Source organism: Planotetraspora thailandica, assembly GCF_016863335.1.
In the GTDB taxonomy this organism is placed as follows: Bacteria; Actinomycetota; Actinomycetes; order Streptosporangiales; family Streptosporangiaceae; genus Planotetraspora; species Planotetraspora thailandica.
Genome location: NZ_BOOR01000033.1, coordinates 29,658 through 51,807, shown reverse-complemented (window position 1 = coordinate 51,807; position 22,150 = coordinate 29,658). Strand labels below are relative to the sequence as shown.

The 22,150-nt window shown below is 64.1% G+C and carries 12 protein-coding genes; 5 read left to right on the top strand and 7 right to left on the bottom strand.

Going from position 1 to position 22,150, the window contains the following annotated elements:
- Window positions 1-29: 29 nt before the first annotated feature.
- The 7 genes from Pth03_RS22305 to Pth03_RS22275 form a co-directional block, all read right to left on the bottom strand.
- Window positions 30-2,027 carry a GmrSD restriction endonuclease domain-containing protein gene (locus Pth03_RS22305; RefSeq protein ID WP_203946298.1) on the bottom strand — a complete coding sequence of 666 codons (1,998 nt, stop codon included), beginning with the start codon at window positions 2,025-2,027 and terminating at the stop codon, window positions 30-32.
- Between the two features lie 213 nt (window positions 2,028-2,240).
- Window positions 2,241-4,535 (bottom strand): hypothetical protein, encoded by a 2,295-nt coding sequence (locus tag Pth03_RS22300; RefSeq protein ID WP_203946297.1) that lies wholly within the window; start codon window positions 4,533-4,535, stop codon window positions 2,241-2,243.
- Window positions 4,536-4,647: 112 nt separating this feature from the next.
- On the bottom strand, window positions 4,648-8,037 hold the full coding sequence (locus Pth03_RS22295; RefSeq protein WP_203946296.1) for a Swt1 family HEPN domain-containing protein: 3,390 nt from the start codon (window positions 8,035-8,037) through the stop codon (window positions 4,648-4,650).
- A gap of 5 nt (window positions 8,038-8,042) precedes the next feature.
- On the bottom strand, window positions 8,043-10,820 hold the full coding sequence (locus Pth03_RS22290; protein WP_203946295.1) for a DUF1156 domain-containing protein: 2,778 nt from the start codon (window positions 10,818-10,820) through the stop codon (window positions 8,043-8,045).
- Window positions 10,817-14,326 carry a helicase-related protein gene (locus Pth03_RS22285; RefSeq protein WP_203946294.1) on the bottom strand — a complete coding sequence of 1,170 codons (3,510 nt, stop codon included), beginning with the start codon at window positions 14,324-14,326 and terminating at the stop codon, window positions 10,817-10,819. Before Pth03_RS22285 ends, Pth03_RS22290 begins: the two co-directional genes overlap by 4 nt.
- A gap of 336 nt (window positions 14,327-14,662) precedes the next feature.
- Window positions 14,663-16,213 (bottom strand): serine/threonine-protein kinase, encoded by a 1,551-nt coding sequence (locus Pth03_RS22280; protein WP_239119266.1) that lies wholly within the window; start codon window positions 16,211-16,213, stop codon window positions 14,663-14,665.
- 130 nt (window positions 16,214-16,343) lie between these two features.
- The gene (locus Pth03_RS22275) at window positions 16,344-18,293 is read right to left on the bottom strand and encodes an N-6 DNA methylase (protein ID WP_203946292.1); all 1,950 of its coding nucleotides are present in this window, start codon (window positions 18,291-18,293) and stop codon (window positions 16,344-16,346) included.
- Window positions 18,294-18,798: 505 nt separating this feature from the next.
- Between Pth03_RS22275 and Pth03_RS22270 the strand changes: the two genes are divergently transcribed.
- The 5 genes from Pth03_RS22270 to Pth03_RS22250 all read left to right on the top strand — a co-directional run bounded on the left by Pth03_RS22270 (window position 18,799) and on the right by Pth03_RS22250 (window position 22,009).
- Complete coding sequence (locus Pth03_RS22270; protein ID WP_203946291.1) at window positions 18,799-19,524, top strand: hypothetical protein; 726 nt, start codon at window positions 18,799-18,801, stop codon at window positions 19,522-19,524.
- 421 nt (window positions 19,525-19,945) lie between these two features.
- Window positions 19,946-20,272: a DUF4190 domain-containing protein gene (locus Pth03_RS22265; protein WP_203946290.1), complete on the top strand. Its 327-nt coding sequence runs from the start codon at window positions 19,946-19,948 to the stop codon at window positions 20,270-20,272.
- A 6-nt stretch (window positions 20,273-20,278) separates the two neighbouring features.
- Window positions 20,279-20,638 carry a beta/alpha barrel domain-containing protein gene (locus Pth03_RS22260; RefSeq protein ID WP_203946289.1) on the top strand — a complete coding sequence of 120 codons (360 nt, stop codon included), beginning with the start codon at window positions 20,279-20,281 and terminating at the stop codon, window positions 20,636-20,638.
- Window positions 20,639-20,858: 220 nt separating this feature from the next.
- A complete protein-coding gene (locus Pth03_RS22255; RefSeq protein WP_203946288.1) occupies window positions 20,859-21,452 on the top strand; it encodes a hypothetical protein in 594 nt (197 codons plus the stop codon).
- Window positions 21,453-21,613: 161 nt separating this feature from the next.
- On the top strand, window positions 21,614-22,009 hold the full coding sequence (locus tag Pth03_RS22250; protein ID WP_203946287.1) for a PASTA domain-containing protein: 396 nt from the start codon (window positions 21,614-21,616) through the stop codon (window positions 22,007-22,009).
- The last annotated feature ends 141 nt before the right edge of the window (window positions 22,010-22,150 follow it).

Sequence of the window (22,150 nt, the reverse complement as noted above, 5' to 3'; positions counted from 1 at the left end):
GACAAGTACCACTATTTCCTAGAGGTGGATCATTCGATGTTGGTGACGGGGAAGGGGATCGGCTCGACTTCCCAAGGACGAGGTTCGACACCGGGACACTGTGACAGCGGCTGGGCGTCGCCCTTCTCGCGATCCAGCGTCTTGCGCCAGGACTCGATGGTCCCCGACACGAGGAACGGCCCGATCGGAATCGTGAGGGTGTCGCTCTCGACGCGGATTGGGACGATCTCCTTCGATATTTCGATGTCGCTGTCCAATCCGCCGTCGGCGGCCTCGATGGCGGCTTCGAGTTCGGCCAGGCCGAGCGAGCCGGTCCATTCGAAGCCCTCTCCGGTGGCCCTGGCCACGATCTGACTGGAGTCCCACGAGCTCTGGAAGAGCTGGAACTCCAGAGCACAACCCGCGAGGGGATCCGCCGCGGTCACGTCCTCGTCCAGCCACTTCGGCCGGTAGCGGTCGATCAGTGCGGACATCGCGTCGGCCAGCAGCGCCCGACGTGCGTTCAGGAAGTCCCGGTAGGCGTCGGCGTGCCGCAGGTGCTCGTCGTAAGGCACGAAGTGCGCGGCCAACTCCGCCTTGGTCAGCGGCTGCTTCTGGTCGGTGAAGTAGTCGCTCGGAGACCGGTCGCTGATCCTTCGATTCGCCGTACCGGAGATGAACGCCAGGTTGGCCAGGTCATTGATCTCGGTCTTGCTGTAGCTGCCGGGGTGATTCTTCAGGGTGGCCTGCGGATGGATATGGTGGTATTCGAGCTTCTGGCCGGATTCAGCCGTAGCGGAGATCTCGGTGCCGTACCACCAGTCGTGTGCGCCGGCGTGCTTGGCGCCGAGGTAGCTGAGGAAGAAGTACGGGCTGCCGACTGTGCGGCCGACCAGATCCTGAGGAGTCACCTCGATGCGCGCGCCTCGGACGCCGAGGTTGCCCAGCAGCTGCTTGACCGGCTCACTCTCGCGCGCGGCGGGAATGTCCTGACCCAGTCGGGTGTCAGCTGAACTGCTGTAGCGGTTGCGGATGTTGGCGAGCAGGAACCAGTAGATGATGCCGTTGGCCGTGTCCTCGTCCATTGGCTCGTCCGGGCGCTCGCCGAGCAGCACGATGAGCGGAAGCAGCGCGACGTGCGAGGGGATGAGGTTGCTGTTGCTGACCTTGAGATTCTCGCGGAGCAGTGGGATGAGGTGACGCAGGCCCCGCTGGACGGTGGCCCAGCCGGCCTCAAGTTCCTCATCGCTTGCCGCGATCAGCCGCCCGTGTGACCACGTGGACAGGCCGCGGCCCAGCACCGTGCCCGTCAGCGCACGAGTGAGGAACGTTATATCGAGATCCTGGTAGTGCTTCTTGGCCCACTCCCTGGCCTCGGCCTCCAGTTTCTCCAGCGTCCCCGGCCAGCGGGCCGAAAGCGTGGCCAACGCGAGGTCACTCGTCTTAAGCGGGCGCCCGCTGTTGACCCGGACGAAGATCTGCGCGATCTCGTCGTATGGAAAGTCAGTGAGGATCTCCATGTGGAACGCCCTGGAGCGGATCGCTGCGAGCCTGCCCACGCGCTCCCCGATGAGATCTGGGTCGAGCGAGGGAACAGCCTCGTGAAGCCTGCCGACGAGGGGAAACTGTTTAGCCCCGGGCCGGACGATTTCATAGACCTTGATCCACCGCGGGTCCTTCTCGGTAGCTGCGCTCTGGTTCTGGAACGCCTCGGTCTCGACGTTGAACACAATCTGCGCTTCCCGATGGTCGTTGAGCACCCGGTGCAACGAGGTGAGGCGCTGCTGCCCATCGAGCAGGTACAGCGGCTGGACGGCGGGCTTGTCCTGCGTTTCACCGATCGCCACCCGGCGGGTGGCCGGTGCCTCGTTCGTCTTCCAGAACAGCAGCGACCCAGTCGGATAACCGCGGTAGAGCGACTCCACCAGCTTTGCGACCTGAGTCGGCTTCCAGACGTAGCCGCGCTGGATCTCGGGCAGGAGGATCTCCTTGCTCGAGATCTGGCCCACCAGGGTCTGGACGTCTTTTTCTGCCTTCTCAACCGGCATGCGAGCTCCGTGGATCAGTTGGGGGCCTGACAGTACGTGATCAGCCGTTGCTTCCGGCTCCTTAATGAATCGATCTGACCTCATGCTTGATTACAGAAAGTGGTGATCACAGCTAGCGCAGCTCATCACCGTAGTGAGAAGCCCCGCGTGCCATCGCCGCTCGTAGTTGGGCCAGAAGTCTCGTGGCGCCAATCTTCTTTAGGCGACTCGCAGTCACGGGGGCTGCTCATCGCGAGTTGCTTTTCGGAGCAGAAGACTTGGAGGCATCAGGCATGGCGGCTTCCCGTAGAAGGCATGTGTGCGCTCCACCTCCCGTAACCACGCCAGCTCAAAAGCCTTGGCAGTCTGGGGCACCTGAAACCCCAGTCCTGTCAAAACCTGGGGGAACCTGGGATTCACATCCCCACCGCTTGTCGTGATCAATGCGGACAGCATCGGTTGCGTGGTAATCGTGGATTTATCCAAGAGGATGAGTACATGAATCCACAGGTCGGCCTCCTCCGAAGGCGTCGGCGCCCCGTAACCTCTAAAATTCGATAGGAGTTCCCACGTAATCGTAACCTGCTGACGGGCCACCTGAGTCAAGACATACCGAATGCGCTCAGCCAATCGCCCCGCCGCCCTCGTTTTCGAAGAAACGAGTGAGTCTTCAGCAAGGTTGCCTAATTCCATCCGACGAGAGGGCTCATCTGTTACAAGCTCTTGGCTAGATCCCGCCAACCACTCAACGGCCATGTGGAGACGGTTACGCTCATAAGAAAGCCTTTCATCAGGCAATTGCTGAAGGATGCGCATCGCCTCATCAAGAAGAACTTGAGCACCTTCAACTGTGCCAACTCGCTGCGCATTCTGAAGTCTGTCGACGAGGCTTCGCAGCCGCCTGCGATCTTCCATGGTGGCCGCGACATCGGCGGTGCGCTCATCCGGGCGAGGCGAACGTGAAGAAGTAAGAGGCTCGGGTAGTTCCTGGACAGGAAGGGCGTTCAGCCACGCCTCGTGATCATCAAGCACTCTACGTTCATACTTGTGATCGAGGGCACCGGGCGCTGACGCCAAGATCTCTCTGAGCTCGCCAATGTATCCGCGGACAGCACGTATGTCGTTCTCGGCCTTGGCCTTCTGGATCTTCTTATCGAGATCGAGTGCCTTATTTCGAACAGTCCACCAGACCTCCGCGGGGCTAGCCGTACCCGCCGTCAAGCGTCGGCGATACTCGTCGATCTTCCCGCTCTCGCGCCAAAATCTTGGCCCCAAGACCGCCTTGGTGGAAAGTAGTTCCGCGTCCGCCTCGAGCAACTCCATAAAGAGCTGCTGATTGTCGTCTCTGTAAGCCTTACGAAGGGCATCGATCAGTGTATTGAGCTTCCCTCGGAGCACCTCCTCCCCATCTGCGGTCTCTCGGACTACGGAGGTCGTCGCAGATACTGGTCCCTCGACTGGCTTCGTCGCTAGCTCGGCAGCTCCAACAGACACACTGGGCAGTCCGGCAGCCCGCTCCTCAGGCTCTCCAATCTGGACAAGCCCCGCACTGAAGATCGTCCATGCTGGTCTGGGCTGGCCTTCGAGAACCCTCGCATCGATCGTGGCGGGTTCAACCAGCTGATGCGGGGCCTCCGCTACCAAGTCGACACCGTCGGGGATCATGATTCGAGCAGTGACTTCTACAATCCCGACTACTGTCACGTCGGCAGGGACGGCATATGAGTTCGGCGGGATACCGGGGCCGCTGATCGCCTTGGTGGTGCTCTCCCGTGGCCGGACGATGATGTCCTTGACTGCCAAAGGGAATCCCGGGAGAGCTGGAGTCGTCCTTTCGGCGGGAGGTCGCCGGCTGGCCCGAACCTTGCGCAGGAGTGGTGTCACGACTCCCTTCGCGGTGATCTCGCAGTCGTCCAGGCTGCTCCACTCAAGGTCGCCATCGCTGGTCTCCGTGCCGACCTTGACGACGCGTGCGCCTCCTTTCCCCTCCTCGCATCGGACCCGCAGCGCATAGCCGTCACGCTCAAGCAGATACCTGCTGGTTCTGGTCGCAGTGGGGCCGAGCATCCAGTCGACGTGCCCGAACTGGGCGCGCAGCACGTCGTCCTGTTGCTCCCATTCATCGGCAGAAAGGTTGACGAACTGGACCTTGATGGCGGACTTGGTCTGACGACGACGGACGAGTAGATCAATGCACCGTCCAGCCTCGAGCCGTCCCTCGAAGCGGGGCAGCTCGGTCAGGCCCGAGCTCAGACCTCGATGGATGAAGAGATGGTCGGCACTGTCCGCGCCGAGGTAACGGCGCTCACATTCGGGGGCCATCCCCTTGGTGTCGGGGAAATGCGCGAAGTGACAGACCCGGTCACCGTAGAGCTTGTCCATCAGCCGCCAACCGCAGCCGCCGATCAGTACACCGCAGTAGAACTTTCGCCCTCGGTACCTGGACAGGTACGCTTCCGCTTCCTTGCGCTCGGTCGGCAGCGACAAGCCACGGTCGGAGTCAGGGCTGCCGAGCACTGCGGTCTGCACTCGGCGAGTGTCTTGCACCATTCATCCTCACCAAGGTCTCAACGTGCCGGTTGCGGCGCTAGACGGGTACGGGCGATCGGACACGGGCCGGATCACGCCGGCCCGTGCCAGTTCACCGATCCTCGAAGCCGAACTGGTCGAACTTCAGCACCTTGGCGTTCTCGGAGACGATGCGGACCTTGTCCTCGGGGAATCCGTCGGCCCGCTTCGCCCTGATCTCGATGGCGAGCTCCAGCTCGACGCCGTCGACCGCACTCAGGTGCTGGACGAGCTCGGTGTAGATCTTGGTGAAGCTCTTCTGCGGCAGTTCGGGGTTGAGCTTGACCGCGCCGAAGAACCGGACGTTCTTCGGACCGGGCGGCGTGACGTCTCCACCACCCGGCTGGCCGTCGCCCGTCTGGCCGGTGGACCCGCCGGTCTGCCCATCACCACCGCCGCTGCCTGAGCCGTCCCCACCGCCCGCATTACCGCCACCGGCACCTCCGGCACCTCTGCCAGCCGGCACTTGCTCTGCCTCCCGCTGGGCGATCGCCAAGTCAGGCCTGACAAGCAGCGTGCCGTCCGTGATCTGCCCGAACCGGCCTGTCGGCGGCACAGCCAGGCCCTCGAAGCGCGTGCCGTCGTAGCCTGTGGCGAGGGCGAAGCCGGTGGCCTCCCAGTCGAACTCGTCCAGCCCGGCGAGAATGCCGCTGTCGAGCACGCCCCGGTCGCGCAGCCTGGGCAGATACGGGTACCTGCAGTAGTAGCTCCACAGCTCCTCGACGGAGATGTGGCCCCTCTCCCAGACGCTGGCCAACGGCCCGTCCAGGTTGCCCCGGATGACGGAGGCCGCCTGCACGGTCCGAAGCGCGTCACGCTGCCTCAGTTTGGCGCTGACCCGCTCAGCAAGCCTCTCCTTGCTGCCATCGGCCTTCTCCGTCTGCAAGGTGATATGCGCACCCGGCTGCTGATCGGGCACGAACGCCCAGTGATACGTCTCGCGGATGCGCAGATCGACGGTCTCGTCGGCGTTGGTCAACCGGGTATCCACCTGCTTGGACTGCTGAACCGTGAGGTCCAATTCCTCCTTCCGCCCGGCGATGTTGTCCCAGGCCAGATACTCCCGGACAACTTCGCCAAGCTCCTCCATCCGCTTGGCGTCTCCGGCCAGGAAAACGAGCATGTTCCGATTGATCCGCTGCGAGGATCCCCGAGCGTCGAGCACGTTCTGTGCGAAGACGCGGGCCGAAGAATTGTCGTCCCCTTTGGCGTGCACGAACTTCGGATGCACGATCATCAACCGGGCGTCACCGCTGTCAGGCACATCCTGGCTGTCGTCAGTGACATGGACCGCCGCGAAGTCGCCGCGGACCTTGGGCTCCTTGGAGCGCAGCCGCTTGACGATCTCCAGCCACACGTCCTCCTTGTACAGCCGCTCGGCATAGTCCTTCGCGGTGCGAGTGACGGACGCCTGCGTGTCGTACCAGTAACGAGCACCGTCCACATAGAGGAAGGTCGCCCGATCGGTGAGGACGTGCAGTGCAGAGCCGAAGTTGCCGACGACGTCGCCGGGGATCGCCACACCAAGCCAGAGGTTCTGCTGTTCGATGCCCTTGTGCTGCTTAGTCAGCGTCGGTGCGGCCCCGAGGAACAGCGTTCTGGCAAGGCGCCGCGTCAACGCCCGCTTGCCGAAGACGGTGCGTTCCTTGTCGATCTGCACCGGGGTCGCTGTCTCGCTGTCGACATCGGTTTCCAGCACGGTCTTCCAGTTGTCCTGGAGGTACTGCGTGAGCTCGCTCGCCACCGCTGGGTCGTTAAGCGGGACCGATCCCGGCATGATCAGAGGCCCGGCATCCTGCGCCACCCAGAGCTTGTGGATCACCGTGCTCATCAGCCGCAGCACACCACGAGTCCGCTGGAACCTGTCCAGCGTCGACCAGTCCTCATACAGGCGGTCGAACAACTCAGGATGGATGGGATAAGCGTTGACGATCCGCTGCTCGTACGACGTCTCCGAGCACTCCCGGGGGAACTCACCCTTGTGGTCGTTGTAGAACTTCCAGAACTGCTTGGCGATCGCCCCGATCTCGGCCTTGGCTTTGGCGTCGGGTTCCTCGAACAAACGCCGCCGTACGATCTCGAACGACTCGTGCGCCCGGGCTGGCTGCCACTGCTGCGCAACGCGGCGGATGACGTTCTGGAGGCGGTCCAGCGCTGCCTGACCGTTGACACCGCCGACCTCCAATGCGCTCCCCATGATCCCATTCTCCGTCTCGCCGCGGCTCGAAGCGGGAATGGAAACGACGAGTAGCGCTCCGGGGACTGCTTTCGCCGCCTCGGTGATGGTCTGGGCGAACGTGAACTGAGTGTCGAAGGTCCCGGCTGCGAGGTCATCGCGGCCGAAGAGTACTCGGGCGTACGCAACCCACTCATCGATGAGGATCAGACAAGGCGAATAGGCCGCAAGGAGCTGCCGCAGCGCGTCCCCCGGGTTCGTGTGCGCCTCGTCGGCCACCCGGACAATCTCGTACGCCTCCCGGCCGCCGAGTTGCCAGGCGAGCTCACCCCAGAGTGTGTGCGTGTGGATGCCATCGTCATGCGTCACACCCGCCGCCGGATCGATGTGGTTGCCCACGAGCGCAGCCCGACTGACCCTCCCACCGACCGCGCTGGTGTCGGCGTCCCGCAACAGGTCGACGACCTCCTGCGGGAACTCGTGCATGGGCGTGCCGGAGAAGATGTGCCACAGGGCAAGCATGGAGTGAGTCTTGCCGCCGCCGAAGTTGGTCTGCAGGTTCCAGACCGGGGTGGCGTTCATGTCCCCGCCTACCCGGGAGACGGCCCTGCGAACGAGATCTTGCAGACCCTCGGTGAGGTAGGTGCGGCGGAAGAACTGGATCGGATCGGTGTACTCCTCGCTGGTGCTCTCCCCGATCGACACCATGTGGAGGTCGGCGGCGAACTCGGCGGCGTCCAACTTGCCCGCGGCCACATCCGGATGCGGATTGACGATTTCGCGCCACGGCTTGAGGCCGTTCGCATCGATGATGGGCATCGAGGTGACCACGCTGGTTGCCTTGCGGGTCTCGCTGTCATAGACGCTGCGCTGGTGGTCCAGCCGCAGCTTGCGCACCTCCTCTGCCCGGTCCATCGCGCCGACGGCGGTGAGCAGCCGCTCCATCGTGTCGAGCGCCCGGTAGGTGTCGTCAGCGGAGAACGGCTTCGTGTGCGCCCACTTGTTGCCGACCTCCTTGAGCTCGCCGGCGAAGTTTTGCTCCACCCGGGAAAGCCGGTCCTTGAAAACGCGCCACTCCTCGACGATGACTCGGAGCAGGAACCGTACGTCGGTCTTCTCGTAGACCTTGTTCGTCCCGTGCTTGGCCGCGTCCCGGGCCTGGAGGACCTCCACCCAGTCCTTGCTGCCGGGCATGGCCATGTCCATCATCATGTCGACGAAAGGCTCCAGCCCCGCCCCGAGGATCTCCAGCCCGCGGCCGATCCTGTCCCTGTTGCTGAATGCCATTGTCGTCAGTCCTCTTCGGGGGTGAGGTCGAGGGTTTGCTGCGCGTTACTGATCGGTGCGGCATAGCGGGACGCCTTCTCGATCTCCGGCCAGGCCGTGCCGAGCCCGTTGAAGAGCAGCGCGGTCTGGGCCCAGTTGCGCCGCTCACAGATCGAATAGAGCAGGTAGGCGAGTTCCTTGGCGGTGTCGAGATCGATGCGACGCTTCGCGGCGGCCATGAGTTGCCCAGCGGCTTCGATACCCTGCTCGTCGAGCCGCTTGGCGAGATGCATCACGACTTCCCACACTGAGATCCGGTCATCAGCCTGTGGGTCGTAGCTAGCAGGAAGCTCGCTCGAACTGAAGAGCTGCACAACACCGGCTCGCGCTTTCAGCACCCCAGAGCGGTCAAGACCAGCGACAGATGTATCCATGGCCTTGGACAACGTCTCGGCCTGGCCGAACTTCCCCTCGTCGAAGCCGTGGGTCTCGAACCACTTGATGCAAAAGCGAGTATCGGAATCGAAGTCCCCCTCCTGTTCCGACAGGACTTCGGCAAGGATCTGGTTAATGAGGACGAGCGCCGCACGAACACCCATTGGTGAGCCATCCGACTCGGTCACCCGCGCATACCGGGAGAATACGGCCATACCCGGCCCAATGGCAGCCTGTGCAAGGTCCACGGGAGCGATGCCGCCCTGCTGAAGATCACGTAAAGCATCCGGAAGTTCTGCCTTGAGCGCGTTAATCAGCCCTCGTCGATCAATCTTCGCCGCGCCCTCGAAGCGAGGCCGGCATGCCAGGACCACCGAGGAGGCCAGTGCATTGCTGTCGAAGCTACGCATCCTGTTGCCCAACTCGGTCCGAATTGGCCACGTAGCGGTGACCGTCCATCCTGACCGAACCATTCCTTCAAGCAGAGTCTCCCATCCTGTCGAGGCCTCGCCGCCATCGTCACTCTCAGATTGTTTGAAAGCATAGAAAACCGTCATCGGATAAGCATTTAGAGCGCCCGCCCGAACGTTTTCGAAGACCCGTTGGAATCCCTGCTCAAAGAATCGGTTCGCCTCATCCCTTCCGCCCCGGCGGAACGGATCAGCTACGAGCTCATCGGCCTTTGGTGTTAGCATCGTCCCCAAGAGATCAGGGAATGCAGACCTAAGCGAACGGCGCAGCCAAACGTAAAAGAAGTCGGATAAATCTGCATATCCCACATTATCGTAGTATGGCGGGTCAGTGGAGACTAGTACACCATCATAGGAGCGCGATGAGGCACTGATTTGTCTAACCTCTGACGCTCCACTAACTGGAGCCGCCTCCAAAGGTTTGATGAGATTCGTCAAACTAACTAGGAATGCCCCCGCTGCAGAGCCGAAAGGCTGAGTTTCTGCATAGTCCCAAACCATCGGAATCGCCTGGCGTCCAAACATTCCGATCGCCTGGTCCATTGTGGGCTTCCATCTGCAAAGAGTATTGCTTATATCCGTAATCTTGCTCATCCCTAATGCCAGGTAGGTGGCCACTGAATCAGCGTACGCTTGAGCACTAGAGAGAGCGGCGTCATCATGCTGAAGTCCGACCGCGAGGAAATCGGCTAGAACCCTTCCCCGAGCATCGCTAACAAGGTCGCTAAACGTCGTCAGCCCGACGAGCTGGCGATTGGTGAATAGGTCTGCCCACGCGGTCATCCCGTAGCCTTGGACGCGAAAACCAAGGGCCTGCTCCGGAAGTTCACCCTCAGGTACGTCATCAGGGCGAGGCACGTAAGCAACTCGCTCATGTTCTTCGGTAGGAGGAAGGTAGTGACGCATCCTTGGGCCCTCCGCAGCGACGGCCATAAGCTGCGCCCCAATCCTTTTAGCCTTTCCTTCATCCCGTATATACGTAAGTGGTACGGGGTCGTTGCAGATCATGCACACGGCACCAGTACGGCCGACCGTGCCTTCACGAGCCTGTCCCTTGGGTCCCCGAATCTCGAAGCGGACGCGCTTGCCCTCAACGATCGGCTCAACGTAGCGCTCTTTGCCCTTCTTCTTACCGAGCCAGAAGGAGCGAACTAGCGGCATGGTGCCGCCGCAAGCAGGGTTCGGACAGGTGACCGTTCGGGCCCAGATCCAGGCGATGACGTTGCCCTCAGTGCCATCCCCCAGCTTCGCCTTGGGATAGAGGTGACCTATGCGCTTCTCGGCCTCGTCGCACATCCACTGGCCGTAACGGCGAACGTCCTCGGCGAGACCAGATGCGCCGGGCCACTCTCCCATCCGGGATTCGGCCGCACCGGGAAACACCGGAGGCTGGCCCGCCCACTTCGGTGGGATCTCGATAAGTGCCTTGTTGATGAGCACCGCGACCGGGTTCAGGTCGGAGGCGTGCGTCTCCAAGCCAAGGCGCTGCGCTTCCAGCGGGATCGAACCGCCTCCAGCAAAGGGATCGAGGATTGGCGGGGGATTGCCGTCGCAGGACTTCAGGATCTCCTCGTACGCCTGCTTATAGAGCGCCTTGTCGTTGATGTTGTCCCAGTCGACCAGGCGCTCAATGATGTTGAAGAGGCGCTTGCGCTCAAGAGCCACGTCTTCGTCGCTACGGAACTTGTCACGATGCGACGAGGGGTCGTCCACGAGCTGGGCGAAGAGCACAGCCCGGCAGGCGGCAAGTGGCCGGCGGGCCCACCACAGGTGGAGTGTGGACGGGTGACCGTGCCTGATCGACTTCTCACGAGCCGACTGCTTGTTGATCTCCTCAAGCGGCAGCGCCACCTCGATCAGTTTGCGCCGGTATCCACCCGTTCCGGTCTCAGTACTCATACCGGTGCTCCTCCTCGTGCCCATTCCTTGTTCCAGTCGCCAACCAGGTCAGTGGCGGAGAAATCGCCAAAGTCCACATCCCTGAAGGGATCGGCTACGTACCGCACCTCGTCACGCTCCGGTCCGTCCGGATGCACGCTGACGAGCGCAAGCCGGAAGTTGGAGCCCGAGTTCTTACCTGTCAGGACTTCCGTTCGTGTGACGTGGAAGTCCTTTGCATCGTTTACACGGCCTTTGATTTCGATGAAGATCCAGTGGTCGTCGACGGTCCGCGACCTCACGTCGAAGCCGGGGTTGTTGTGCGGCATCTCTTCCGGGAGCCGGCCGAGCTTGCGCTCCTCGGCCAGCACGCGGTCGACTGCGCGGCGCTCCACGGCCGCCGTCTCACGCGCGTACGCCTCCACCGGGCCATCACGCAGGCCCATCAGCCGGTCCAGCAGGCCCTGCGGCACGACCAGCGCGGCCCCGGCCACCGATGGCGCCTTGACCTGGAGCAGTTGGGCCCGGTCGAGGTCGGCCATCCTGCGCTCCAGCCGGGCCTCCAGCGCCCGGGCGCGCTTCTCGGCAGTCTCCGGGCGGAGCTTCAGCACCTTGCCCGCCAGCTCGGCGTCGAGCAGGTCGGCGTGCCGGGTGTCCCAGTAGTTGATCTCCTGGAGTAGGCGCTGCCGTACCAGAGAGCGCGTCCGCGCGGTCTGGGCGGCGAGGCGCTCGCGGAGCTCGCCGATGAACGTGGCGAGCCCGTGCTCGACCGCCCACGCGACGGCGACGTCCTCCACACCGCCGGCCAGCCAGTCCTGGTCCAGCACCGCACCGACAGCCGCACGCTCCTGCTCAGTCGCGGGCGCGTAGTCCAGGTACGGCGCGGCCCCGGCCGTACGGGCCGAGGCTGGGCCGATCTCGACGAAGTCGAAGCGTTTGGCGATGACGCGTGCGTCGCCGTCGGCGACCTCCTGGGAGACCGCGACCAGCAGGTGCGGCTCCTCTCCGACGTCGCGCCGGTCGACCAGCACAGCGCCCTGTTTGAGCTGCGTGCCGTACCGCTCGATGACCAGCGAGACCACCGCGTCGAGCAGTGGGTGGCCGGGGGCGAGCAGGCCGGCGCGGGGCCGGCCGGGCGGCCGGACCAGGTCGCGGTCGAACGTGACGCGCTCGTAGCGGCGCAGGACCGGGACGCCCACCCTGATCTGGCGATCGTGCTCGACCAGGTCGCCCGGCACGTGCGTGATCTCGTAGCGGCCCGACTCCCGTTCAGAGATGCGCCCGCCGAGCAGCTTGAATGCCGCGAGGAAGAACGCCTTGACGTAGTGCGGCTGCAGGCGGCGGGCGCGGGCCTCCTCCATGCGCAGCCGCCACGCGGCCACATCGCTCTCGTCGAGCTTGTGGTGCGCCAGCGACCGCTCGGCCATCAGCTTGTCGAGGCCCTCACCGACGGAGGCGTCGATGACCTGGTTGAGCCGGTCGCGGACTTCCGGCCGGTCGCCGTACTGGATGGCCTCCATGAGGAGCTTGCGCAGCGGCTCACCCTGGAACGCCTCGCCGAGGACGTCGAAGACCTTCCCCTTGTACGCGCGGCGCTGCTCGTCGATTTTGTCGAGGAGGCGGACGAATACAGCGCCCTCTCGGGTGTCGACGGCGACGAGGTTCCACAGGTGGCAGACCTCGGTCTGGCCGATGCGGTGGATGCGGCCGAAGCGCTGCTCGATCCGGTTCGGGTTCCAGGGGAGGTCGTAGTTCACCATGAGATGGGCGCGCTGGAGGTTGAGGCCCTCCCCCGCCGCGTCCGTGGCGACCAGGACCTGACAGTCCTTGTCCTGGGTGAACAGCTCCTTGATGCGGCGTCGCTGGTCGCGGGAGACGCCGCCGTGGATCGCGACCACGGCTTCATCGCGGCCGATGAGACCCCGAATGCGGTCGACCAGGTATTCGAGCGTGTCCTTGTGCTCGGTGAAGACGATCAGCTTACGTGGGCCACCGTCAGTGTCGCGGATCAGAGCATGGCTTTGCAGCAGCTCCGACAGCTCGGTCCACTTGCGGTCGGTGCCGAGGTTTCGCACGCGGCGGGCGACCTCGACCAGGTCGGCGAGGATGCCGATCTCCTTGTCGAGCTCGGCGACGGTCTGGGCCGTGGTCGCGGCGTCGACGACGTCGTCTTCGAGCTCCTCGACCTCGGTGCTGGGCATGTCGTCAAGCTCGGTGTCCAGGTCGGTGACGTCCTTGCCGAGCAGTACGGCCAGGCGCAGCTTCAGGCGACCATCCGGCTCGTGGCCGCCGGTGGACAGCTCGTGGCGCAGCTGCTGGAGGCGCTTGTGGCGGCGTTCGAGCGATTTGAGGATCGCCTCGGGGCTGGAGGCGAGGCGGCGCTGGAGGACCGTGAGCGCGAAGCCGACCGTATTGCCGCGGCGCCCCTCCCCCTGCGCGGCGAGCTGCTGGGCCTTGCCCATCTGCTCACGGACATACTCGGTGACGACCTCGTAGAGCTCGCGCTCAGCGTCGGAGAGCTCGTAGGGGACGGTGTAGGCGCGGCGCTCGGGAAACAGCGGCTTGCCTTCGAAGGTGAGCAGGTCTTCCTTCACCATGCGCCGCATGAGACCGTCGGTGTCGTTGGAGCTGATGCCCTCGCGGTATTTACCCTCGAACCGGTCGGAGTCGAGCAGGCCCATGAAGAGCTGGAAGTCGGCCTCACTGCCAGCGTGCGGGGTCGCGGTCATCAGCAGCAGGTGCCGGGCATGGCGGCCGAGAAGTTCCCCGAGCTGGTAGCGCTTGGTCTTCTTCAGCTCCTCGCCGAAGTATCGGGCGGACATGCGGTGCGCCTCGTCGACCACGACGAGGTCCCAGTCGCTCTGGCTGAGCTGCTCCTGCAACTCGTCGCTCCGGGAGAGCTGGTCCATCCGGGCGATCAGCAGCGGATGGCGCTCGAACGCGGTCTGGTCGAGCTGCTCCTCGACGAGCTGGCGGGTGAGCAGGGTGAAGCGCAGGCCGAACTTTTCGAGCAATTCCTCCTGCCACTGCTCGACCAGGCCACCGGGGGCGACGATCATGCAACGTTCCAGGTCGCCCCGGAGCATCAGCTCTTTGATGTAGAGCCCGGCCATGATGGTCTTCCCGGCGCCCGGGTCGTCGGCCAGAACGAAGCGCAGCGGGGACCGGTCGAGCAGCTCGCCATAGACCGCCTGGATCTGGTGCGGCAGCGGCTCGAGGTCGCTCGTGGTGACGGCGAGCATCGGGTCCAAACGCGCGGCCATGCGGATGCGCAGTGCCTCGGCGGCCAGCTTGAAGAGCGCGCCCTCGCCGTCAAAGGCGTAGGCAGCCGATTTCTTGCGCAGGACTAGCCGGGACTCGTGATCGCGGTAGAGAAGCTGGTCGGCCACGCCGCTGTCGGTCCGGTAGGTGAGGTTGACCGCGTTCGAGCCGTACCACTTGACCGCGACGACAGACACGTCACCGCTCGGCGTCACTCCGCCCACGACGGCGCCCGGCGTCAGGTCTTCGAGCCTGACGCCGCTCATCGGGCGCAACCGGGAAGCAAGCGATGCCGATTTATCACAGTTTGCGATGATCCTTCCTGATCAACCTCAAGTCAGTGAATGAAGCGTTGATTTTGGCTGAAGAGCCCATGGAATACTGACATTCCGACCATTCCGCAGCAATGTGCGACCAAGAGGAATCGGTGAGTAATCGACGCCAACGATCGTCCGACACAGCGCAGCCAGTAGCAGGAATGAACAGCGGTACGTCTGGATTTAGGGGTTAAATCCCCTCAGCCCGCGATCACTTTACTCCGACTTTGCCTTACACACAAGACTTCTTGGCGTGTACTCAGTTCACCGAGTCCGCCGCGCGCATCACATGGACAGTCGCGAGAGGCTAGCCCGCACCCGACTCGCTTCCTGATGCTCGGCGCCGTACACCCGAGTGAGGTCTTCCAGGAGGCCGGAGAGTGTTTCACGGGCACGTCCGGTGTCGCCCATGCCCAGCTCCAGCAGGCCGATCTGTCGCCGAAGCTCCAGCGGTCGAGGGTCCAGGCTGCCGTAGAGGTCTTCCTCGTCGTCCAGCAGGCGGCGCAAGCCAGCCAATGCCTCAGTGGTCTCCCCCAGAAGGGCCTGACATGTGGCCTCCTGCCGACGGCAGTGCAGGACCCGCTCGTCGCGCGGGCCGTACCTGATAGCCAGGTCCCGGTAGAGCTCGCCGAAAACCGTGGCCGCCCGGCGGTAATCGTTGCCCTCGAACAGCACTTCGGCCAGGTGCAACCGGAGCGCGGTCACGTCGTCGTCGACCCGGCCCAGCACACGGCTCGCGGGCGCGACGACGGCGCTGAGCACCTCAATCGCCTGGCCGTACCGGGACTGTCCAGCCAGAGAGGCGGCCTCATCACGGGCCCGGGCGATGTCGCCGCGGCTGAACTCCACATCATGGGGCTGGGGCGGCTCAGGAGCCGACACCGGTGATACAGGGCTCGGCACATCGTCGATGATTCGCCCGATCACACCCGCGTACATGCGCAGCGAACTCAGCGTCGGCGTCACGTATCCGGGCATCGGAACAAGCCGGGGCGCGAACGCCACCAGCGCCGAATAGATCTCCTCGGCATGCGCAGGCCGGTCTTCCGCCCGCTTGGCCAGCAACCGGAGGACCACCCGGTCGAGCTCCTCCGGCACGTCGGGACGCACCTCTCGGATCGAGCGGGGAGCCTCGTTCACCTGTCGCTCGAAGATGGCGAACTCGGTCGGACCGTCGAAGAGCCGACGCCCGGTGAGGATCTCATGCAGGACCAGGCCAAGGGCATAGAAGTCGCTCTGCGGCCCCACGGTGGCCGCCCGGATCTGCTCAGGGGACATGTAAGCGGGCGTCCCGAGCACAGTCCCGGTACGGGTGAGCTTGGCCAGCTCCGGATCATGGAACATGGCCAGGCCGAAGTCGAGCACCTTGACGCCACCGTCAGAGCCGAGCATCAGGTTGGACGGCTTGAGGTCGCGATGGAAAACGCCCCGGTGGTGTGCCGCCTGCAGTACGGCGGCGACCTGGGCGGCGATGGCGACGGCCCACGGCACGGGGAGCGGACCATGCTCGGCCACGATGTCGTCCACGGTGGCGCCCTCGATGTACTGCATCACCATGAACGGTCGCAGTACGCCGCCGGCATCCTCGTACACGTCGGCGTCGTAGATGGCCGGCGTTCCGGGATGTTCCAACTTCGCCATGATCCGTGCCTCGTGGCGGAAACGCTGCTCCAAGGCCTCGTCCTGCACCCCAAGGGGGAAGCGGATCAGCTTGACGGCGACCCTGCGGTCGAGTTTCTGGTCGTAGCCCGCGTAGACGGCGCCCATGCCGCCCTGGCCGATGGGAAGGGCGTCCAACTCGTAACGGCCGCAGATGATCGTCCGCTCCGTAGACACGCGCCCCTCCAGCGAGCCGGTTATGGGGCAAAGGTACACCTGAAGCGCAGACGAGATGATCGTGTTTGTACGGGTGACGCGGAGCAGGAGGCCTGCGGTTGTGTCCTTCGACGAGCCCGGACATCCGCTCCTAGGGTTGTAGGGATCCGTCGGCCAGGCTGTCGAAACCGAGCCGTACCAGGCTCTCCCCCAGGCTACGGACCTCTCGAAGCGCATCCTCCAGTGCTCCCAGCCTCCGGAACGCCTCGCCGTACCGTTGCTGATCCTCAAGAGGCACGCGAGGAATGGGGGCACGCCGCGGATCGATCCGGGTCGAGGCAGATGACGCGCGAGCGGTGCCGGCACTCCCCGCAGTGCGGATGAACCCGGCCAGGAAGTAGGGATCGACCCGCGTCCGATCGACGCGGAACAGGTAGAGCTGGGGACCGAGCACTGCGCCCCCTTCCTCTAGTACACGGGCTACGGTCTCACTGACCAGAGCGGGAACCACCACGTCGCCCGGACGTGTGGTGATCGCTCCCGGCCCCGCAGCCCCCCTGCCAGTAGGCGGCCGGCCGACCCGGACGTCCTTGGCGGTCAGCGCGGGAAGATCACCGCTGCTGGTGTCGGTCTTCAAGGGAGCCTGGTGCAGGGTGATCGCTCCCGTCTTGACCAGCTCGCCGATCGTCGTCATCGGGACATCTCTATGTGCCGTGGCCGGGGCGAGATCAGGCACGATCTTCCCGACACGACCCAACACAGACAACGCGCGTTCCTTGATCGACGTGAATGCCTCCCCGTGGCCGGTGGTTGGTCCGACGTGGCGGGACGGGCTTATGTCGACATCGTCGTCAAGCAGGTCAAGAAGCGGTAGGGCGCGGCATCGCTCCGGAAGGTCTGGCGTTCCTTCGGAATCCTTCGAGAATGCGGCCCAAGCCGGAGCCGCTATGGACAATTCTGTCGAAGCATCCACCATGAGCACGTGGAACGGCGGGCGTTCGCTGGGGACGGGCCGCCTGAGCACCCATAGGTCGGGCGCCTGACTGGAGGCGCCGGCTCCGGCGGTCACGGTGATCACCGCCCTGAGCGCTCCAGAGCGTAGAAGATTAGCTCGTATCCTTCGGCCCGACCGACGGCTGGCGGCGACTGCCGGCATCATGATCACGACACGCCTGCCGGGGTGAACGTGAGCCAGGCAGTGCTGCAACCACGCGAGTTCGGGCTCACCACGCGGCGGCAGGCCGTACTCCCAGCGCGGATCACTGACGAGCTCCTCATATCCCCATGCACGCTCACTGAACGGGGGGTTGCACACCACCGCATCCACCAGCCGTCCCGGGAACGCGTCAGAGCGGAGCGAGTCGGCGGCGGAGATCTCCACTGCATGGCCGCGTAGCAGCAGACGGGCCGCTGTGATCCGCGCCGGAGCCTGACCGATCTCCTGGCCCAGGAGCAACTCACTATCGCCGACAGTGGTCAGCAACGTGCCCAGGCCGCATGCGGGGTCGAGCACACTGCCTCCTGCCACGTCTGCAAGCTCGATCATGAGGTCGGCAACATCCTGGGGGGTGACGAGTAGACGCCGGGAGTGCGCATCGACATAGCGGTCGCAGATGAAGTCGAATGCCGCGCAGTGACCCTGTTCCGCACCGAACTCGGCCACTTGCCGGATGATCACAGGATCAATGTCAGCGAAAAAAACGCCGGGTAGCTCGGGGACCGCGGCAGTGATCGCAGACTGCATCTTCTCCGCGAGGGTCTCGTCACCCTGACCGGTCAGCGAGCTCCAGCCAGTGGGGTCGCGCTGGAGGTAGAGCAAGAACGCTCCGATGGAGCCAACTGTTTCCCCAAGCCGGAGGTCGTCGCCCGTCGCTCGCAGACGTTGCCAGATGCGATCGCCAAGAGAGACGTCGAACCCCTTGCCATGACGGGCCAGCCAGGTCTCGACCTCGGACAACAGGAAGAGAGGACTGGTCGCAGTTCCGCCTGCGGGCGTGGGAAAGTCCTCATAGCGCCGGCGCCAGTTGCTCACCGCCGCACGTCCGACGTCGGCCAGCCGGGCGATGTCACTCGCGGCCACCATCGCATCGTTCCGGGTCATGCATCCTCCCCGGATACGCCGACCATATGCGGACACCTCATACGCACCCAGGATTCCAGCTCGGAAGGCAAGTCCGACTCCGTTCGTCGTGCCATGAGCGCTACCTCACAGCTCCATGCCGTGGTCTAGACGTATTCACTGTGTATCCGACTCACTATATGACCATCGCCCTCACGAGACCATGAAAGATCCGCGCGATTTGGATGTGAAGCCGCAGCTGTCGAGGGCGTGGCGCTACGTCGAGGGCGATTCACATGGAACGCCTCGTTGATCGATAGAGGATGATATCTACACCTTGCTTGTGCACTAGATTCACACGTGCTCTAATGGCAGACCTTGAACGTTCCCCGCCAGCCCCTCCGGAGTACCGATGACATCCCCCCAGTCGCCAGGCCCCCAAAACCAGCACTTCCAGGTAGGCGAGCCACCACTACCTCACGCGAACATAGCTCCTGGAACGTTCCGACCATCCGCCAAGAAGAGGCGCGGGCCGGCAATTTGGCTGTTGGTGATCGGCATGCCTTTCGTGCTACTCGCCGGTTGCATCGCCACCGTGGCCGCCATCGTCGACACGCCTTCCACACCGACGGCGGCGCCGACGATGAGCAGCGGATCGCAGGCCACCGAGGATGCAGCCCCGACGCCCGAACAGACGACAGAAACAGCCGAACCCTCATCACCCCCAAAGCCGGAACCCAAGGCGAAGACGTACAAAGGCTCCGGCAGCAAGGTCGTCCGCATACAACCGACCAGCGACATCCGCCTGGTCACCTCCACTGCGCGGGGCTCCAGCAACTTCATCGTCTACGGCGTCGGTCCCGATGGCGAGGAGCGGGACCTTCTCGCAAACGACATCGGCAACCACCGCGGTACGCGGCTGATGAACCTCGACGGGGAGGAAACCGTCGCGCTCAAGGTCGAAGCGGAAGGCACCTGGACGATCGCCGTCAAGCCAGTTACATCGGCGCGACGCTGGACCAAGCCACGTCTGGCCGGTGCCGGTGACGACGTGGTCTACCTGGACCCGAACAGTTCAGGGTTTCAGACGATCACGTCGAAGTTCGCCGGCGAGGGCAACTTCGTCGTCTACGGCTACGACGGCGACGGGAACGAGAGCCTCCTGGCCAACGAAATCGATAAGTCGGAGGCCGAAACCACGCTTCCGGATAGCACCTTCCTGGTCACGATCGAAGGCGACGGACGGTGGACGCTTGAGCGCACCGGTATATGACCCATGGGTCGATCGGCCCGCTCCTCCAAGGCATGCGCCCGCGCTGGTCGAGGTCAGCTGGTATCCGTGGCCCCTCTCCTACGCCGATGACACCGTCGTCGAAGAGATGAGCAGTTGGTCTCCGGAGTGGTTTGATGTCCCGCTATACCCGAACGGCCACGTAGTGGAGAACGACCGGTGCGTCTGTGGCTGGATCCCGTTCGGGACCCGAAAGGGTTCGAAGCCCGAGTACGTGACCTACGGCCCGTTCGATTCCGCACCGATTGAGTGGACGGTGAAGTAGCACACGGTAGCGCGCCACCCTAGCGAGAGGCGCACTTAGCGATCTGATCAGCGCCCGCTACGGCGGGCACTCCACTGAAACGCATCATTCGCCTCACAGACCGCTTATCCCCCATTAGCTCTCCGCCGGAGTCACGACATGACTACCCAGCCCCCTTACGGCCAGCCGCAGTACGGCTACGCTCCACCTGCGCCGAATCGGAACAACGGTCTGGCCATCGCCAGTCTCATCCTCGGCTTGACCGGATTCATCACCTGCGGATTCACCTCAATCCTTGCGGTGGTATTCGGCCACGTCGCGCTCGGGCAGATCCGGCGTGACCGCACCGACGGCCACGGCATGGCAATCGCCGGCGTGATCCTCGGATGGCTCCTCACTGGCATCTGGATCCTCTACTGGATCCTCATGTTCGCCGGTGTTGTGGCCGGGGTCGGCGGGAGCAGCTCTAGCGCCGCAGTTTTGTGATCGGACGTGGGCCAACTCACCACCTGCGATCCCGCGTCCGGCGCCCGCAAGGTGACGTTCGAGGCGACCGGTACAGGCGGCGCGAAGAACGCCACGAACGTCACCTACAACGTGGATCTCGATATCAAGCAGGAGGCCCGTCTCCCGCTTCCCGACTCCAATACGGTATCCGTCGGCGACGATGCGACCACGGTTTCGTTGTGGGTGCAGAACGCGGACGCCAAAGTTGGGGTGACGTTCCACGTTTACGGCTGGGTCATGCCTACTCTGAGCAGAGCGTTTTCCGTGAAAGGGCCCGCAGCCGTTTGGGCCGCACAGCAAGTACTTGCTCTTGCTCGGGTCAGTTCCCACGCAGGCATGCGTTGAGGCGGGTTCGTGAGGAATGGCCCGGCGCGGCCCGTCCGTTGGCGGCATGACAGACCGAGGAGGAGACCGGCCTCGCCGAGCCTCCTCAGCCCGGGGAAGTGTTCGCGCAGGCAGTCCACATACGGGGCCTTCAGGATGATCCTCACGGAACGGTCCATCGTCAGCTATTCCCTCTTAAGATCAGTCCCACTACATATCCCCCACCTCAGGAGTCGCCCCGATGCGTACCCGTCCTCTGCTGACGGCCGCCCTCGCCGCTGCTGCAGTCACCGCCTGCAGCAGCGGGCAGTCCAACTCCGCCAGCACTGCGGCCTCCGCCGCTGTCCCCGCCGCTGCCACCACCACGGCCGCGCCGACGGATGCCGCTGTTACCACCACGGCCGCGCCGACGAATGCCGCTGTTACCACCACGGCCGCGCCGACGAATGCCGCTGCCGTCATCAAGGCACTCGCGGGCGAGGGGCTGCCGATCAAGCTCACGGTCACCTACAACGAGCGCAACGACCCGAACAAGCTGCTCGGGCGTCCGGGCGGTTACATCGCCAAGGCCGCGTTCACCGACAAGCGCATCAAGCCCTCTGACGTGCTCGGAGCCGACAAGGGGTCGGTCGACCTCGGCGGCGGGGTCGAGGTGTTCCCTGACGCCGCCGGAGCGAAGGCCCGCGCGGACTACATCCAGTCGATTGCCAAGTCCAGCCCCATGTTTGCCGAGTATGACTACGCCAAGGGCAACGTCGTCGTCCGCGTGTCGAAGGAGATAGCGCCATCGGACGCCAAGGCCTACCAGGCGGCCCTCAACAAGATCGTGCCGTGATGGCGGCTGATCAGGGCTTCTGCTCACTCAGGCCACCGTGGACAGCGACGAATCGTCGACTGACGGGCGATGTTGCCGAACCGAACGTCATTCCCTGAGCGCCCGTAGTATTCGTCAGCCCTCTCATCATCAGCCCATCCTCAACCTAGGAGCGATCCCCCATGCGGGCCCATTATCTGCTCGTCGCCGTCCTCGCCGCCGCACTTACCGGATGTGGTGGTAATAGCGGCACTGCCGCACCGGTCGTGACAGTCACGGCGACCCCGCCAGCTCCGGCGGTCACCGTCACCGAGGCCGTAACAGAGACACCGACGGCCGAGCCCGCAGCAGCAGAGAAGAAGACGCTCCCCGACATGGTCGGCAAGAACCTGCAGGCCGCCCAGGACGAACTGCAGGCCGCCGGGTTCTACGTCCTCAACGACAAGGACGCGACCGGCCAGAACCGCTTCCAGGTGCTTGACCGCGACTGGGTCGTCACCAAGCAGACGCCGGCCGCGGGCCGGAAGATCTCGACGGACACGCTCATCACGCTCTACGCCAAGAAGTATGGCGAATAGCCGTAGGGACCCGGTCCCACCTCTTACTCGATGACGGGCTTGCGGTCGACGCACCCAGGACTCAAGGAAGCCTCCGCTCACCCGTTGGACCGATCCAAGCGGGTGCCAGGTCATTAGCCGCAACCGGATTCACAACTGACT

Excerpts from the sequence above, each read along its gene's own strand:
- Pth03_RS22295 (WP_203946296.1), bottom strand. The coding sequence starts at position 8,037 with ATGGCATTCAGCAACAGGGACAGGATCGGCCGCGGGCTGGAGATCCTC.
- Pth03_RS22305 (WP_203946298.1), bottom strand. The coding sequence starts at position 2,027 with ATGCCGGTTGAGAAGGCAGAAAAAGACGTCCAGACCCTGGTGGGCCAG.
- Pth03_RS22255 (WP_203946288.1), top strand. The coding sequence starts at position 20,859 with ATGCGTACCCGTCCTCTGCTGACGGCCGCCCTCGCCGCTGCTGCAGTC.
- Pth03_RS22290 (WP_203946295.1), bottom strand. The coding sequence starts at position 10,820 with ATGAGTACTGAGACCGGAACGGGTGGATACCGGCGCAAACTGATCGAG.
- Pth03_RS22285 (WP_203946294.1), bottom strand. The coding sequence starts at position 14,326 with ATGAGCGGCGTCAGGCTCGAAGACCTGACGCCGGGCGCCGTCGTGGGC.
- Pth03_RS22265 (WP_203946290.1), top strand. The coding sequence starts at position 19,946 with ATGACTACCCAGCCCCCTTACGGCCAGCCGCAGTACGGCTACGCTCCA.
- Pth03_RS22250 (WP_203946287.1), top strand. The coding sequence starts at position 21,614 with ATGCGGGCCCATTATCTGCTCGTCGCCGTCCTCGCCGCCGCACTTACC.
- Pth03_RS22275 (WP_203946292.1), bottom strand. The coding sequence starts at position 18,293 with ATGACCCGGAACGATGCGATGGTGGCCGCGAGTGACATCGCCCGGCTG.